Origin of the sequence: Mesorhizobium sp. M0802 (genome assembly GCF_040320115.1) — a bacterium.
In the GTDB taxonomy this organism is placed as follows: domain Bacteria; phylum Pseudomonadota; class Alphaproteobacteria; order Rhizobiales; family Rhizobiaceae; genus Mesorhizobium.
This window is the reverse complement of record NZ_JAMYOY010000001.1, coordinates 182,697-198,481: the sequence shown is the minus strand read 5'-3', so window position 1 is coordinate 198,481 and position 15,785 is coordinate 182,697. Positions and strand designations below refer to the sequence as shown.

General features: G+C 62.8%; 17 protein-coding genes. 9 read left to right on the top strand and 8 right to left on the bottom strand.

What is annotated here, in order from left to right:
• The first annotated feature begins 58 nt into the window (after positions 1-58).
• The gene (locus NKI10_RS00995; protein WP_023689719.1) at positions 59-535 is read left to right on the top strand and encodes an Lrp/AsnC family transcriptional regulator; all 477 of its coding nucleotides are present in this window, start codon (positions 59-61) and stop codon (positions 533-535) included.
• Between the two features lie 153 nt (positions 536-688).
• Here NKI10_RS00995 and NKI10_RS00990 read toward each other — a convergent pair whose 3' ends face one another.
• The 5 genes from NKI10_RS00990 to NKI10_RS00970 form a co-directional block, all read right to left on the bottom strand.
• Positions 689-2,029, bottom strand: coding sequence for a phosphodiester glycosidase family protein (locus NKI10_RS00990; protein ID WP_352838688.1), 1,341 nt, complete (start codon positions 2,027-2,029; stop codon positions 689-691).
• 116 nt (positions 2,030-2,145) lie between these two features.
• Positions 2,146-2,799 (bottom strand): D-glycero-alpha-D-manno-heptose-1,7-bisphosphate 7-phosphatase, encoded by a 654-nt coding sequence (locus NKI10_RS00985; RefSeq protein WP_023671974.1) that lies wholly within the window; start codon positions 2,797-2,799, stop codon positions 2,146-2,148.
• Positions 2,792-3,364, bottom strand: a complete 573-nt coding sequence (locus NKI10_RS00980; RefSeq protein WP_023671975.1) for a D-sedoheptulose-7-phosphate isomerase — start codon at positions 3,362-3,364, stop codon at positions 2,792-2,794. Before NKI10_RS00980 ends, NKI10_RS00985 begins: the two co-directional genes overlap by 8 nt.
• Before the next feature lie 8 nt (positions 3,365-3,372).
• Positions 3,373-4,866: a D-glycero-beta-D-manno-heptose-7-phosphate kinase gene (rfaE1, locus tag NKI10_RS00975; protein WP_023671976.1), complete on the bottom strand. Its 1,494-nt coding sequence runs from the start codon at positions 4,864-4,866 to the stop codon at positions 3,373-3,375.
• Positions 4,867-4,990: 124 nt separating this feature from the next.
• Positions 4,991-5,623: a LysE family translocator gene (locus NKI10_RS00970; protein WP_023671977.1), complete on the bottom strand. Its 633-nt coding sequence runs from the start codon at positions 5,621-5,623 to the stop codon at positions 4,991-4,993.
• Positions 5,624-5,757: 134 nt separating this feature from the next.
• Between NKI10_RS00970 and rfaD the strand changes: the two genes are divergently transcribed.
• The 3 genes from rfaD to waaC are packed head-to-tail and all read left to right on the top strand — an operon-like array spanning position 5,758 to position 8,659.
• A complete protein-coding gene (rfaD, locus tag NKI10_RS00965; protein ID WP_023683756.1) occupies positions 5,758-6,708 on the top strand; it encodes an ADP-glyceromanno-heptose 6-epimerase in 951 nt (316 codons plus the stop codon).
• A complete protein-coding gene (gene waaF, locus NKI10_RS00960) occupies positions 6,681-7,688 on the top strand; it encodes a lipopolysaccharide heptosyltransferase II (RefSeq protein WP_023695762.1) in 1,008 nt (335 codons plus the stop codon). The genes rfaD and waaF overlap by 28 nt, the downstream gene beginning before the upstream one ends.
• Positions 7,685-8,659, top strand: coding sequence for a lipopolysaccharide heptosyltransferase I (waaC, locus tag NKI10_RS00955; RefSeq protein ID WP_352858054.1), 975 nt, complete (start codon positions 7,685-7,687; stop codon positions 8,657-8,659). Before waaF ends, waaC begins: the two co-directional genes overlap by 4 nt.
• A gap of 24 nt (positions 8,660-8,683) precedes the next feature.
• Here the strand turns inward: waaC and greA are convergent, their stop codons facing one another.
• Positions 8,684-9,157 (bottom strand): transcription elongation factor GreA, encoded by a 474-nt coding sequence (gene greA, locus NKI10_RS00950; protein WP_023683753.1) that lies wholly within the window; start codon positions 9,155-9,157, stop codon positions 8,684-8,686.
• Positions 9,158-9,445: 288 nt separating this feature from the next.
• On the bottom strand, positions 9,446-9,982 hold the full coding sequence (locus tag NKI10_RS00945; protein WP_352858051.1) for a tetratricopeptide repeat protein: 537 nt from the start codon (positions 9,980-9,982) through the stop codon (positions 9,446-9,448).
• Between the two features lie 228 nt (positions 9,983-10,210).
• Here NKI10_RS00945 and NKI10_RS00940 point away from each other — a divergent pair, with 228 nt between their 5' ends.
• The 3 genes from NKI10_RS00940 (at position 10,211) to NKI10_RS00930 (ending at position 12,823) form a co-directional block, all read left to right on the top strand.
• Positions 10,211-10,636, top strand: a complete 426-nt coding sequence (locus tag NKI10_RS00940) for a DUF3775 domain-containing protein (protein ID WP_352858048.1) — start codon at positions 10,211-10,213, stop codon at positions 10,634-10,636.
• 186 nt (positions 10,637-10,822) lie between these two features.
• Entirely contained in the window at positions 10,823-11,899 is a 1,077-nt protein-coding gene (locus tag NKI10_RS00935; protein WP_352858634.1) for an extensin family protein, read from the top strand.
• Positions 11,900-12,031: 132 nt separating this feature from the next.
• A complete protein-coding gene (locus tag NKI10_RS00930) occupies positions 12,032-12,823 on the top strand; it encodes an extensin-like domain-containing protein (RefSeq protein WP_352858047.1) in 792 nt (263 codons plus the stop codon).
• 19 nt (positions 12,824-12,842) lie between these two features.
• Here NKI10_RS00930 and NKI10_RS00925 read toward each other — a convergent pair whose 3' ends face one another.
• Positions 12,843-13,562, bottom strand: coding sequence for a gamma-glutamylcyclotransferase (locus NKI10_RS00925; RefSeq protein ID WP_502897517.1), 720 nt, complete (start codon positions 13,560-13,562; stop codon positions 12,843-12,845).
• Positions 13,563-13,674: 112 nt separating this feature from the next.
• Here NKI10_RS00925 and NKI10_RS00920 point away from each other — a divergent pair, with 112 nt between their 5' ends.
• Complete coding sequence (locus NKI10_RS00920) at positions 13,675-14,382, top strand: LssY C-terminal domain-containing protein (RefSeq protein WP_352858041.1); 708 nt, start codon at positions 13,675-13,677, stop codon at positions 14,380-14,382.
• Positions 14,383-14,452: 70 nt separating this feature from the next.
• Complete coding sequence (locus NKI10_RS00915) at positions 14,453-15,763, top strand: hemolysin family protein (protein ID WP_352858038.1); 1,311 nt, start codon at positions 14,453-14,455, stop codon at positions 15,761-15,763.
• Positions 15,764-15,785: the final 22 nt, after the last annotated feature.

The following is a 15,785-nucleotide window of genomic DNA, read 5'->3' as shown; positions in this document are numbered from 1 at the left end:
CACAAAAGTCGTTTAAGGACGAGAGCGCGAAAGATTCTTGCGCTAAGCCGAGACCGCCATGCCCCTGAAAGCCGACCTCGATGCCATCGACTGGAAGATTCTGCGCGAGCTTCAGGCCGACGGGCGCATGACCAATGTCGAACTGTCGAGCCGTGTCGGCATTTCCGCCCCGCCCTGCCTGCGCCGTGTCCGGCGGCTGGAGGAAACCGGCATCATCAGAGGCTATCGCGCCTTGCTCAACGCGCCGGCGCTCGGCATGGATGTCGTCGCCTTCTGCCTGATCGGCCTGCATCACCAAGCCGACGCGGAGCTCAAAGCTTTCGCCGAGCGCACTCGCGGCTGGCCGATCGTGCGCGACGCCTGGATGGTCTCGGGCGAATCCGACTTCCTGCTGCATTGCGTGGCGAGTGATCTCGGCACCTTCCAGACCTTCGTCATCGAAGAACTGGCTTCGGCGCCGAATGTCGACACGGTGCGCACCGCGCTGACCATCCGCCGCGTCAAGGACGAAGGGCTGGTGGCGTTCAGCGCCTGATAAGCGAGATTAACTTCGAAAAAGCATGTGCGACGCCGACCAAGACATACCCCAACAGACACACTGCTACCTCTCCGACAACTGGCAAAAGAATGAAGCCGTCCCCAGGGCCGGGGCTCTCACCAGGGGACATCTCCGGCAAAGCTAAAAAGGCTAGCAAAATAGGTGAGCAAGCAAGCCAGACGAATGTGATGACATGCGGCAACCATTTGAGACGGAAAATGTTTTTTGACGCGAGAACGCCGCGCCGATCACAATCATGTTGACGACGAATATGAGCCAGAAAGCGAATTCTGGCGCCGAAATCGTAGGGTATTCCGGGTCAGATTGCGTGAACATGAGCGGCCAAGGTTGAATATGCCATCCGGTTTCAGCTACGGAATAGGGAGTACTTTGACCCACCCTGCCAAGGGCAGGATCTGCTACCTGCGGCTCCACCGTGAGAACAACAGGCAATCCCCAGGGCACATCTAGCGGTGCTTGAAGCAGTGAGACGTCGCCATCCGCGACCTGGGCTTCCCACTTGGCATAGTGTTTCAACCGGTAGTTCCCGGAGCGGACGCTGAGGCAGGCAACAGGCCCGCCATCGAGGTTTAGCGCCGTCTTGAGATCGAGGTCGGTCTGCAACAGGAAGTTTGCTAGCCGGTCCAGCGAGAAGAAAGCGTCCTTGGTCGAACCGACGATGATCCAGCCCTGACGATCTTCCGCGATAAAGGTGCGGTTGGCCAACCAGTTGCTCTTGGCGCGTACATTGTTGCGGCCGTCCTCACCGACAAGCAATGGATAGGAAACCATAGCGTTTTCGGCATTCTCCGTGACTGCGCGCCAGTCACGTGAATTGAGATCGACCACATGCGTGCCGGAGGCATTCACGAACCAGGCGCCGGCCTTCGCATCGTATTCATCCGGCCCGAGCCTCGCACCCATGCTGACAAAGGGCGTGTCGGCTTCGCCCTTCAGTCCGAAATAACTGCCATTGACGATCAGAACGGTGCCGCCTGCGCCTTGTGGATTGAGTGCCGCTTCCCACTGGTCGATGTCCTTGGCACCACTGGGCTCGTTACGGGCAACGAAACGGAATTTGGCTGGATCGAAACGGTTGAGATAGAGCCGGTCAATTTCACGGTCGCCCGCCATGACGGGGATTTCTCTGACCTGGAATCCAGGCTCGGTTTCATTCCATGAGCTGGCTCCAGCGGTCACATCAGGAATTTCCGATTTCAACGCAAGCTGCATGGCAGGCGAGAGACGCGCATCGTCGGGTGCAACGGCGATCCAGTAGCTTCCGCCGCGGCGAAGAAGTGCATTGAGCCCATACACGCCGTGTTTTTGCCAGACATACCCCACGGCTGAAAGCACAGCCAATATCAACAAGACAACGGCAACAGAGATTGCTTTCTTCAATGAATTCCCCTCGTTCTTCGATGGAATGACATCTGCAAATTTCTTGCTTGAATGATGTCTGATCTCTGCAGTTTTTCCGCAAAAGAGCATGGTGCTTTCCTGGGGAATAGCGTCAAAGCAAAGAAATGGATCGGCTCGCCGTTTCTGCGAAACGGTGAAACGCTCAAGCTAACCCATTGAGATTGCGTCGCAACAGATCCGGAAAGCTAAATCAGTCTCGATCCGAGCGACTCGACAGCTCTCAAAAGCCGTTCCAGATCATCGGGGTTGCGCAGCGGCAGAACCTCGAAGCCCGGCTCATTACTTCCCTCGCCATCCACCAGCCAGCCGCGCGGCAGGCCGGCACGTTGTCCGGCCTGCATATCCGCGGCCTTGTCGCCGACTATCAGCGAGCGCTTGAGATCGAGGCCGAGACGCTGCCGGGCCTGTAGCAGCATGCCCGGATTGGGCTTGCGCATTGGATGGTCGGCGACCGCCAGTGGCCCGCTGCCCGCCTCGTGGTAGGCGCAGGCCAGAACCATGTCGACGAAGGCATCGCCGGCGGCAAGCAGCTTGAGAACCCGGCCGTTGACCGCGGCAAATTCCTTCCAGCCGAAATAGCCGCGCGCGATGCCGGACTGGTTGGTGACGATGACCACCGGGATGTTGCCCCGGTTGGCCGCCGCGATGACCGGCACGATGCCGTCGCGCAGCGCCATTTTGGCTGGATCGTCGGGATAGCCGGTGTCGACATTGATGGTGCCGTCGCGGTCGAGGAACAGCGCCGGCGCGTTGGCTGGAAACACCCGCGAACCCACCCGCTCAACCCACAGGCCGGGCTCAGCCAGCGGGTATGGACCGTAGGCCCCGGTGTCAGCCATTCGACAGACGGTCTTCCACCACCTCGCAGAGATAGTGGTAGAGGCAGAGATGTCCCTGCTGGATGATCGGCGTCGAGGTCGAGGGCACGTTGAGCAGTATGTCGGTGAGCGGCTTGAGTTTGCCACCGCTGTCGCCGGTGAGGCTGACCACCGTCATGCCCATCATCCGAGCCTGTTCGGCGGCAGCCAGAATGCTCGGCGAATTGCCGCTGGTCGAGATGGCAAGCAGCACGCCGCCGGGCGCGCCATGCGCCTCGACCTGGCGCGAAAACACGGTGTCGAAGCCATAGTCATTGCCCCAGGCGGTCAGCATGCCCGCGTTGGCCGGCAGCGCAATCACATTGTAGGCCTTGCGCTCCTTAAGGAAGCGGCCGACCAGTTCGGTGGCAATGTGGATGGCGTCGCTGGCCGAGCCGCCATTGCCGCAGACCAGCAGCGCCTTGCCCGAGGAAAGCGCGGCGACGACCGCACTCACAGCACGTTCCATCTCGGCGGTCAGGTCACGCTCGACTGTCGCGGTGATCGCGGCCGCCGAGCGGACCAGATAGTCATTCAGTCCGGACATGAAATCCCTCAGTTGGTACCGCCGCCGGCGCGCAATTTGCCGATCGTGCCGGTGGTGCTCTTGCCGGCGACAAGGTCGACCAGGACGACGCGCCCGCCCGCCTTCTGCACCACATCGGCGCCGACAACGGTTTCGACCGTGTAGTCGGCGCCCTTGACCAGAATGTCGGGCAGAAGCGCCTCGATCAGCGCCAGCGGCGTATCCTCTTCGAACACCACGACCGCATCGACCGAGGCCAGGGCGGCGAGCACGCAGGCACGATCATGCTGATCGTTGACCGGGCGCCCTGCGCCTTTCAGCCGACGCACCGAGGCATCGCTGTTGAGGCCGAGCACCAGCCGGTCGCACTGGCTGCGCGCCGCGTGGAGAAGACTGACATGGCCGGCATGCAATATATCGAAGCAGCCATTGGTGAAGCCGACGCTCAGGCCCTCGTCCTTCCACGCCGCCACCATGCGCGCGGCCGATGCGGCATCGAGGATGGCGTCCTTATGGGCGGTGGGGCCGTGCGAGCGGAACAGCGCGCCGGTGAGTTCCTCCACGGTCAGCCGCGCGGTGCCGCGTTTGCCCACCACCACACCGCCGGCGGCATTGGCGATGGAGGCGGCCATGACGCGATCGGCGCCCGCGGCCAGAGCCAGCGCGAAGCTCGCGATTACCGTATCGCCGGCGCCCGAAACGTCGAACACTTCGCGCGCCTGGGTGGCGATGTGGCGCGCCTCATCCGCGCCGACGACGCTCATGCCCTTTTCGCTGCGGGTGGCGACGACGAAGTCGAAGCCATGTGCCGAAATCAGCTGGCGTGCCGCCGCGACGATCTCGTCGTCGGCGAAAACCGGGCGACCGACAGCTTCGCCAAGCTCCTTGCGGTTGGGCGTGATGGCGGTCGCGCCGGCATAGCGCGCATAGTCGCGGCCCTTGGGATCGACCAGCACCGGTTTTCCCGCCTCGCGGCAGATGGCGATCAGGTCGGCGGCGACGCCGTCGAGCAAGATGCCCTTGCCATAGTCGGACAGAATGACGATGTCGGCGCGCGTGAGTGCGGCGCGAAAATGCCGGACCAGGTCCGCCCGTTCCTTGTCGTCGAGCGGCTTGATCTCTTCCTCATCGAAGCGCAGCACCTGCTGATTGAGCGCGCTGAAGCGGCTCTTCGACGACGTCATGCGACCGCGCTCCTGCGCCATATCAGCCGTATCGGCGCCGAGTTCGCGCAGCATGCGCACCAGATTGTCGCCGGCCACATCGGTGCCGATCACCGATATGGGAATAGCGCTGGCACCCAGCGAGACGATGTTGGCGACAACGTTGCCTGCGCCGCCCATCGTCGAGGTCTCGCCGCGCCCGTGCAGCACCGGGATCGGCGCTTCCGGCGAGATGCGCTCGATGACGCCGTTGACGAAACGGTCGAGGATGAAGTCGCCGACCACCAGCACGGCAACGTCGCCAAAGCGGGCAATGGCGCGGTGCAAAGGTTCGGGCGAAGGCGGATTGTGCTTGATCATGTCACTGGCAATGCGAGGGAAAGGCCGACCTCAATCACGCTGAAAATTGTCAATTTACGGGCCGGATCGTTCATGGCGAAGCCGATATACCGCAAATCCGCGCAGCGCAACGTCAGGGCGGCCGTCAGCTCTTCTGCAACGCGACGTGGACGCCCAGTCCGACCAGCACCGCCCCGCCCGCCCTCTGCATGATGCGCTGCGCACGGCTGGAGCGCTTCAGCCGGGCGATCACCATGCCTGCCAGCAACACGCAGACAATATCTGCCGAAGAGAACATTAAATTGACGATGGTGCCCAGCACGACGAATTGCAGCCACACCGGGAAACCCGCCGAGGCATCGATGAACTGTGGCAGGAACGCCATGAAGAAGATCGCCGTCTTCGGATTGAGCACTTCGACGGTGATGCTCTCGAAAAATGCCCGGCGCGCCGATTTGCGCTCGATCGCCGGCAGCGCCGTGTCACCGTCCCCGCGCTTGCGGAACAAGGACACGCCAAGCCAGATCAGATAGAGCGCGCCGATGAGCTTGACCGCCATGTAGAGCGGCGGCACCGCATGGAAGAGCACCGACAGCCCGGCGGCAGCCGCAAAGACATGGAAATAACCGCCAAGATGGATGCCAAGTGCCGCCGTCAGCCCCGACCAGCGCCCGCGCGCCATGGTCTGCGCGGCGGCATAGAGCATCGCCGGTCCTGGAATATAGGCAAAGATCGCCGTGGTGGCGAAAAACGCAATGAGCAGTTCGGTCGACGGCATTTTTTGTCCCCTAGCTTGCGGGCCTCGAATAAAGCGGGCCGCTTCGCGGTCTCACTGTGGCGTCGTGGTGCTTCATCGACAGTACGCTTGGCCTCCCTTATAAGGACCGGAATCGCAAGCAACCAGAGGCCTTCATGATCATCGTCACGGGCGGGGCCGGCATGATCGGCTCCAACATCGTCGCCGCACTCAATGCCGAAGGCCATGATGACATCCTCGTCGTCGACGACCTCACCGACGGCCACAAGATCGCCAACCTGGCCGATTTGCAGATAGCCGACTATCTCGACAAGGACGAATTCTTGGCCACCTTGGAAGCCGGCGACCTAGGCCGCGTCGAGGCCGTCTTCCACCAGGGCGCCTGCTCGACCACCACGGAATGGAACGGCAAGTTCATGATGGACGTGAACTACGCCTTCTCAAAGCGCTTGCTGCATGGCTGTCTTTCGCTGCGCATACCGTTCCTCTATGCCTCCTCGGCTTCCGTCTACGGCGGCGGTTCGGAGTTTCGCGAGGATCCCGCACTTGAGCGGCCGCTCAACGTCTACGCCTATTCGAAGAAACTATTCGACGACTATGTCAGGCGCACCGTGTTCGACACCGATCATTCGCAGGTCGCGGGCCTGCGCTACTTCAACGTCTATGGCCCGCGCGAGGCGCACAAGGGCGCCATGGCCTCGGTCGCCTTCCATCTGTTCAATCAGGTCGGGCGCGGCGAAAACCCAAAGCTGTTCGGCGCCCATGACGGCTTCGGCCCCGGCGAACAAAGCCGCGACTTCATTCACGTCGGCGATGTCGCCGACGTCAATCTGTGGCTGTGGAAGCGCGGCTCGAGCGGCATCTTCAACTGCGGCACCGGCCGCGCCCAGCCGTTCCGCGCCATTGCCGAGACCGTGATCGATACGCTGGGCCAGGGCGAGATCGAGTTCATCGAATTCCCCGATCACCTCAAGGGCAGCTACCAGAGTTTTACCCAAGCTGATATGTCCCGCTTGCGCGCAGCCGGCTATAATGGGCAATTCCGCAGCGTGGAAACCGGCGTCAGAGACTATGTCGAATGGCTGAAAGCCCAACGATCCTCGTGATCGGCCCACGCTGGGTGGGCGATATGGTCATGGCGCAGTGCCTGTTTTCAGCGCTGAAGGACGTCCATCCCAACGCCGCCATCGACGTGCTGGCCCCGGCCTGGGCGGCCCCGCTGGTCAAGCGCATGCCCGAGATTCGCCAGCAGATCGATTTCCCGCTGCAACCGGGCGCGCTCGAATTCACCATTCGCCGCCGCTTCGGCCGCCTGCTGCGCGGCCGCTACGACATGGCCTACGTCCTGCCGGGCAGCTGGAAATCGGCGCTGATCCCGTTCTTTGCCCGCATCCCCCGCCGCTTCGGCAATCTCCGGGAAATGCGCTACGGCCTGCTGACCGACATCGTGCCGCTGCCCGATGCCGTCAAACGGCGCACCGCGCAGGCCTATTTTGGCCTCGCCCAAGGCGGACATTTCCGGCCGCCGCGGCTCACCGTCGACGCCGGCAATCAGAAAGATCTGCTCGCTCGCTTCGCAGTGCAGCCGGGAAAATTCGTCGCCATGATGCCCGGCGCCGAATTCGGTCCGGCCAAACGCTGGCCTAGCGAAAGCTATGCCGGCCTCGCCGGAGAGATGATGGCGAAAGGATTCAAGGTCGCGTTGTTCGGCTCGAAGAACGATCGCGACGTCACCGCCGAGATCGCAGCACTCGCGCCCGGTGTCGTCGATCTGGCAGGAAAGACACGGCTGGAGGACGCCATCGACCTGATCGCCGCGGCCAGGCTGGCGGTGTCCAACGACAGCGGGCTGATGCATGTCGCGGCCGCCGTCGGCACGCCGGTCGTTGCCGTCTACGGTTCGACCTCGCCGGAAAACACGCCGCCGTTGGCTGAACAGCGCGAACTGATCTGGTTGCATCTGTCCTGTTCGCCCTGCCACCGGAAGGTCTGTCCGCTCGGCCACCTCAACTGCCTGAAGACGCTGGACGTTGCCCGAGTGGCAGCGGCGGCGGACAGGTTGCTGGAACTCCCGGCCGCCGCATGAAGGTGTTGATCGTCAAGACCTCCTCGATGGGCGACGTCATCCACACCTTCCCCGCCGTCGAAGATGCACGCCGCAAGCGCCCCGATATCGCCTTCGACTGGTGCGTCGAAGAAGCCTTTGCCGGCATCGTCGCGCTGCATCCGGCGATAGCAAAGATCCATACCGTCGCCATCCGGCGCTGGCGCAAGCATCTGTTCAACGCCGGCACATGGCGGGAGGCGACAAGCTTGCGCCGCGCTCTGCAAGCAGGCGAGTACGACCTCGTCCTCGATGCGCAGGGGCTGCTGAAATCGGCCCTGGTGGCGAAACAGGCAGCGGCACCAATCGCAGGTTTCGAACGCGCAAGCGCGCGGGAGCCCTCGGCAACGTTGTTTTACCAGCGCAGATACGCCGTGCCGCGCAACCTGCACGCCATCGAACGCACGCGCCAGCTGTTCGGGCTGGCGCTCGGCTACGAGCCCGATCTTTCGGCGCTGGCATCCGGGATTGTGCCGCCTCCGGGCCGCCTGGCCGGCATCGACGGCAAGACGGCCTTCCTGCTGCACGGCACCAGCCGCGAAGACAAGAAATGGCCCGCCGAAGACTGGATCGAAACCGCTCGCCTGCTGGTTGGTACCGGAATGACGCCGGTTACCACCTGGTCGAACGAGCGTGAGAAGGCGGTGGCCAAGGCGATCGCGAAAGCCGTGCCGTCAACGATCGTGGTGCCGAGATCGCCGCTGGCAGACATTGCCGCGATCCTTGGCCGCTCGACGCTGGTTATCGGTGCCGACACCGGTCTGACCCACCTCGCCAGCGCCTTCGGCCTGCCGACGGTCGCGGTGTTCCTGGCGACCGAGCCGGGTTTGACCGGCCCGCGCGGGCAATATGCCTCAACGCTGCTGGCCGCATCGGGGGAGCGCCTAACGCCGGCGAAGGTGGTGGCGGAAGCTGAGAAGCAGCTGGCGCTCAAATCACGAGCACCTGCCTAGAGCCTTTCAGAAGGATCTGAGGTGCTAGATGAACTGCACCTGGACGATCTCGTAACCCCTGGCGCCGCCAGGGGCGTTGACCTCGATGGCGTCGCCGACTTCCTTGCCGATCAGCGCACGGGCAATCGGCGAGGAGATCGAAATACGGCCCGATTTCACGTCCGCTTCCTGGTCGCCGACGATCTGGTAGGTCTTCTTTTCCTCGGTGTCCTCGTCGACCAGCACCACCGTGGCGCCGAACTTGACCTTGTCGCCGCTAAGCTTGGTGACGTCGATCACCTCGGCCCGAGCAATATAGTCTTCGAGTTCGTTGACACGGCCCTCATTGAGGCTCTGCGCCTCTTTGGCGGCATGATATTCGGCATTTTCGGACAGGTCGCCATGCGAGCGCGCTTCGGAGATCGCCTCGATGATACGCGGCCGCTCTTGCTGCTGGCGCCAGCGCAGTTCTTCCTTCAATGACGCGAACCCCTCGCCTGTCATCGGGACCTTGTTCATGATGCCTGACCTTTCCTGCCGCCACCCCCGCATTTCGGGGAAAGCCTTGTCGATGGGTATAAAAAGAAAACGGGTCCGGCAGCCTCGGGCTAACGGAACCGTTTCACCGCAATTTTCCCCAATATAGCGATCCTCGCGCGTTTTTCACGCTGAAAAAGCAGGCTTTTTGAAAAATCATGAGCCGACTTGCGCAATTGCCGTCACGGCATGTGCAGCGTGTTGCAGTTGCGACAACAAAAACCGGCTGCGATTGCTCGCAGCCGGCCCAGAGAAGCCGTTGGGGTGGGGTCAGCTTCTCATGAAATGGTAGATCTGTTCGGCCAGCATGCCGTATTCGCGCGAATCTTTGCCCGTCCGCTTCTCGATCTCGGCCAGCTGCTCCTGGGCGCCGGCCAGATCGCCGATCTGCAGATGGGCCTCGCCGAGATATTCGCGCACCAGCGTGTAATCCGGGTTGATGCGCAGCGCTTCCTCGTAATAGCCGAGGCCGACGGTGACACGGCCGGAATGGCGATGCGAATAGCCGAGATAGTTGAGGATGCGCGGATCCTGCTTGTTGGCGGCAAGGCTGAGCACGGCGATCGCCTCGTCATAACGCCCGGCCATGGCCAGGTCGTGACCAGCATCATAGATGTTATCGTCGTCCAGCATGCCGTACTTCGGCGCGACGCATTTCTGCTTTTTCTTGTCCCAGACCTGCCCCTTCTTGCACTGGGTGGTGGTCTCGGTACCACCGCCACCGCCGCCGGCCGCAAACACCGCAACCGCAAAGAACTGCAGCGCGACAAGCGCCGCAGCCGCCTGGATCAACACTCTTTTATGCATCGAAGCCTCCTTGAGGGATAATGACGATCTTGAGGGAAAATGACGATAATGAAAAGCTAACGCCGGGATGCAGACTTTTCATCCCGGAAACCCGCAGCCGCCGGAACTATTTGTGCGGCCGTGCCTGACCTGAATTCGGTCAAAGGCGGGGGTCAGGGATCAGAACATGACGTGACGCGCGCTGCAAATCCGCTATCATTCGGGAAATGATCAGCGGGGTGCGCGAGAGTGCAACAGCGCCATGAACGGGAATGGGAGCTATCGATCGGCCCGGACACCGTGCGCCTGTTCATTCTCAAGGCAAAGGGACTGAGTGCTGCCGTCAACGAAGACTATGCCGACGGTGCCGAGCATGAGGTCGAGCTCGATGGTGAATCACATGCCAATCACCACCATGACGGTCTGGCGGAGGAAAGCGCGGAAGACCTCACCGAGGAAGAGCTGCGCGAGCTGATCAACGACCTCAACGTCGACGAAGCGGCCGAGTTGATCGCGCTGGCCTGGGTCGGCCGCGGCGACTATGACGCTGCGGAATGGTCCGATGCGGTTGCCGCCGCGCGCGACCGCGCCAACAAGCGCACGGCGAAATACCTGCTCGGCATGCCGCTTTTGGCCGACTGGCTGGAAGAAGGGCTGGAAGCGATTGGCGCGTAACGGCGTGGTTACCGTTCGTGATGGGCCGCAGGCAACCTCCGGGCGCTCGCGCCGTTGAGGAGGATGGGGTCGCTTGTACTTTCCCGAACATGCAGGGTTGCACTGGTCATGGTCGTCACGGCTCTGCTGCTGACGCAAGCCGACGCCAAACAGCGCAAGAAGCATTACACGCCGCTGTCACAGCGGTTGGAGCAGTTGTTTTCACCGCGGGTCGACTCGCATCCTAAGCCGCGCAGCAAACACCGCCAGAAGCCCAGGCCACAGCGGCACATCACGCCAAAGCAGGTGGAACAAAAGACCCCGGATAAAGAGCCCTCGCCCGCCGATGTTCCGGTGCAGCCCTCGCGCGTTGTCCCGCTGCCCGAGGCGCGTCCTTCAGAGGCGCCGAAGACCGGCGCGGCACCGATCGAAAAGCAAAAGGCCGAAGGTCCGAACCCCCTTGGCGCGCCCAACCGGTCCAATGACGATCGATTCAACGAAGAAAAGTCCGGTTTTAAAAAGCAGGCGCGGCCCGGACCGTCAGCCCCGAAGCCGTCGACCGATAGGCAAAGCGAGCCCGAGCCGCCGGCCGCGGTGCCGATTCCGACACAAAAGCCAGACACTTCGGAACCTGAAGCTCAGCCGCCGGCCGTTGCTCCGCAACCACCTGAAAAACCCGATGCCGGCGACAAGAAGATGCTGCCTGATCCGCGCTCGGCCGATGTGCCCGATGCAAAAATGCCGGCGGCGGAAGTCGCCTGTCGCGAGCGGCTGACGGCCCTTGGTGTCGAATTCGAGGAGCATAAGGCGGAAAGCAATCCCGACATCGGCTGCTCGATCCCCTATCCCCTGGTGCTGAAGTCGCTCGGAAAATCCATCGCCATCGGCCCCGCGACCGAACTCAACTGCCCGATGGCCGAGGCGGCAGCCCGCTTTGCCGCCGAAATCATACAGCCGGCGGCGAAAGCCGAGTTCGGAGCCGACCTGAAATCGATCAACCAGGCATCGGCCTTTGTCTGCCGGCCGCGCAACGGCACGCGCCATCTGTCGGAACATGCCTTCGGCAATGCGCTCGATATTGCCAGCTTCACGTTGTCGGATGGCAGAAAGGTCGAAGTCGGTCCAACGCCGCCCGAGAAGGACGGCAAATTCCTCAATGCGGTGCGCAAGGCCGCCTGCGGACCGTTCAAGACCGTGCTTGGGCCGGGCGCGGACCCGGACCATTCCCTGCATTTCCATCTGGATCTCGAACCGCGCCGGAATGGTGGCACTTTCTGCCAGTAATGGCCCTCCAGTGATCGTCATGCCGGTGATGGTCTGGCTGCCGCATTTCGGCCGCAGGCATGAACGCGGACGCTGAGTTTTCCTTTACCCTTGATCGTTAAAATCCCACCGATCAAGGACAGGATTCCGCCCATGGCCGCAATATTTCGGGCCGCGAAGGCAAAAAGCGCAGCGATACTGGCCGCCGGTCTTGCGCTGGCCGCCGTTTCGGCTTGCAACACGGGCAGCGTGCTGTCGCTGCAGCCGGCCGTCGATGTCGGCTCGCAGACCGCGGCCGTGCCGCAATATGAAGGCATGCAGAAGCTCGTCCCGTCCAATCCCTACATGACTGCCGCCTATCCGCGCATGGACGAGCCGATGTCGGAGTCGGAGCCGCAGCAGATGCCGGCCAGCGAAACCGATTGCCGTGGCGAGCTGAAGCGCCTTCGCGTCGTCTACACCGATGTCCAGCCGATCCGTGAGGGACAGTGCGGCATAGACTGGCCGGTCAAGGTCTCCGCCATCGGCGGCATCCAGATGAAGCCCGCCGCGACATTGACCTGCGACATGGCCGCAAGTTTCGCCGCCTGGACCAGCAACGAACTGGTTCCTTCCGCCCGCTGGCGCTATTTCTCGGGCGTCAAGACCATCCACCAGGGCTCGAGCTATTCCTGCCGCAACATCGCCGGCGAAGGTGTCCTGTCCGAGCACGGCAAGGGCAACGCCCTCGACGTCATGAGCATCGAGCTCAACAACGGCGACGACATCGATGTGCGCAAGCCCGGCCTGTTTGCCTTCCGCACCCGCGGCTTCCTCAACAATGTGCGCGCCGACGGCTGCCAGTATTTCACCACCGTGCTCGGTCCCGGCTACAATTACGATCACCGCAACCATTTCCATTTCGACATCAAGAACCGCAAAAGCGGCTACCGCGCCTGCCGCTAAGGCGTTCACCGTTCAGAAATCAGTCGGGATTGGCGTTTCCGGTGGAAGCGATGATTTGCTCGGCCACCAGATCCTGGATGCGCCAAAGGTTCCTGTCGCGGATACCGCTCTCTTCCAACTTGCTGACTGTTCGGAACAGGTATTGAGCCGACGAGCCCCAATGCCCGGCAGCCCGCGCCAGCGTGTCGGCAACCTGCTCCAATGGCAGCCGGCCCGCATAGGCCCTGCCGTCTGGCGCGGCGACGAAAGCCAAGGCCCGCAACGGCCCATCCTTGGTCTTGACCTTGATCCAGCATGGCACGTTAGTCGGCGGGTTGGCATCGATCTCGCGGCGCATCAACTGGCCAAGTTGCCCGAAATGGTCTTCCGCGGGCAGCCGATAGACGATGCCGTTGCAGCTGCCGCCTCGATCGAGCGCCAGCATCAGCGCCGGCAAATCACGGGTTCCGCGCCAACGGGTCAGCGTCAGGCAGAACGAGCGGTGCCATCCTGGCGCCGTGGCCGGGCGCTGCTCGACATGGGCAAATTCGGGGTTCCAGATCAGCGACCCGTAGGCAAAGACCCATAGCGCTTCAGGCCGATGCTCCGACAGAAGTTGCTCGACAAGACTATCGAACTCCGCGTCCGTATGCTCGGTTGTTCCGGGCTCGGGACCCGCATCCGGTTCGACACGCTCGACCCTTGCGACAAGGTCCGCAGTCAATGCCATCGAGCTGCGACCCACCGGCTTCTTATCCATTCCTGCTCACCCCACGCAAAAACGATGGCCGACGATAGAACGGCTGCTCGCCGCTGGCCATTGATTTCCAGGGTCCGTCAGGCACAGATACCGCACGGATCGAGCCGCTTTCATGAGCCGACGAAGCCTGCAACGACGCGCATTGACCTGGCTCGCCGCTCTTCTGGCGGTCTGGCTGGCCCTCGCCTATGTCGCTGCGCCGGAATTCTGGACGGTTCGCGACCGCGGCTTTCGCACGCAGACTTTCGAGATGGTGACACACACGCCGCAAGGCATTCCGGGCGACCCGATCAATATCGGCCTTGTCGGTACCGAAAAAGAGATGGTCCATGCCTTCGCCATGACCGGATGGGATACGGCCGATGGCGTGACGCTAAAGACCGCGATCGAAATCGGTGAGAGCGTGCTGTTCGACCATCCCTATCCTGACGCCCCGGTCAGCCGGCTGCTGTTCGAAGGCCGGGCCCAGGATCTCGCCTTCGAAAAGCCGGTCGGCGGGAGCGCCGACCGGCGCCATCATGTCCGCTTCTGGCGCAGCGATGCGACCGGCGACGACGGCCGAACGCTCTGGATGGGCTCGGCCAGTTTCGACCGCGGCGTTGGTCTCAGCCACGATACCGGCGCCATCACCCACCATATCGCCCCTGACATCGACGCCGAGCGCGATCTCGTGATCCACGACCTGTCGGCGGCCGGCATGGTGACCTCGGCGAGCGACATCCCGGGCATCGGCGCCACCAGGACCGGACGCAACGGCGGCGGCGATCCCTATTTCACCGACGGCAAGGCTGTTGCCGGGGTGCTCAGGCAATTCCCCTGAACCACCGTCATTTCCCAAAAATCATCGCGGACTATTTTCCTGCGGCCCGCCGCAATGCTATTGAGCCCTGATGCTATACGTCGAAATCGCCACCGTGGTCGTCCTCATCTGTGTGAACGGCCTTCTGTCGATGTCCGAGCTCGCCATCGTGTCGTCGCGCCCGGCGCGGCTCAAGGCGATGATCGACCGCGGCGTCAATGGCGCCGGGCGTGCGCTGACGCTCGGCTCCAATCCCGGCAAATTCCTGTCGTCGGTGCAGATCGGCATCACTCTGGTCGGCGTGCTGTCGGGCGCCTTCTCCGGCGCCACGCTGGGCGACAGGCTTTCGGTGTACCTGGCCACGACCGGCATGCGCGAAAACATCGCCGACCCGCTCGGCGTCGGGATCGTCGTCGCCATCATCACCTATTTCTCCCTGATCGTCGGCGAGCTGGTGCCCAAGCAGATCGCGCTGCGCGATCCCGAGCGTGTTGCCGCCCGCGCGGCGCCTGCGATGACCATCCTAGCCACCGTCTCGGCGCCGCTGGTGTTCCTGCTCGACATTTCCGGCCGCGCCATATTGTGGCTGCTTGGCCAGCGCGGCGAGAGCGAGGAGAAGGTCACCGACGAAGAGATCAAGATGCTGGTCGCCGAGGCCGAGCACCACGGCACCATCGAATCCGACGAGCGGCGCATGATCGCCGGCGTCATGCGGCTCGGCGATCGCGCCGTGCGCGCCGTGATGACGCCGCGCACCGAGGTCGACTGGATCAATTTGCAGTCCGATGAGGGTGCCATCCGCAAGCTCTTGATGGAGACCCAGCATTCGCGCCTGCCGGCCGGCGATGGCGGCGTCGACGTCATGGTTGGCGTTGTTCAGACGCGCGACGTGCTGGCCGCCCTGCTCGCCGGCCGCGCACTCGATCCGCGCAAGCATGTGCGCGCCGCCCCCATCGTCTACGACCAGGCCGACGCGCTGGATGTGCTGCAGAAGCTGAAGGAATCCGACGTGCCGATGGCGCTGGTGCATGACGAATACGGCCATTTCGAAGGGATCGTCACACCTGCCGACATCCTCGAGGCCATCACCGGCGTCTTCCGGGCCGATACCGACGCCGGCGACGAGGAAAACGCCGTCAGGCGCGAGGACGGCTCATGGCTGCTCGCGGGATACATGCAAGCCGACGAGATGGCTGACGTTCTCGGTATCGACCTGCCGGAAAACCGCGATTACGAGACCGTCGCCGGTTATGTGCTGTCGCACATGCACCATCTGCCAGCGACCGGCGAATGCGTCGACGCGCAAGGCTGGCGTTTCGAGGTCGTCGACCTCGACGGCCGCCGCATCGACAAGCTGATCGCCACCCGGCTGCCCAGCGGCCATCGCGAAGTGGTGCGTTGACACTCTGCCGTCAAAGCGAATA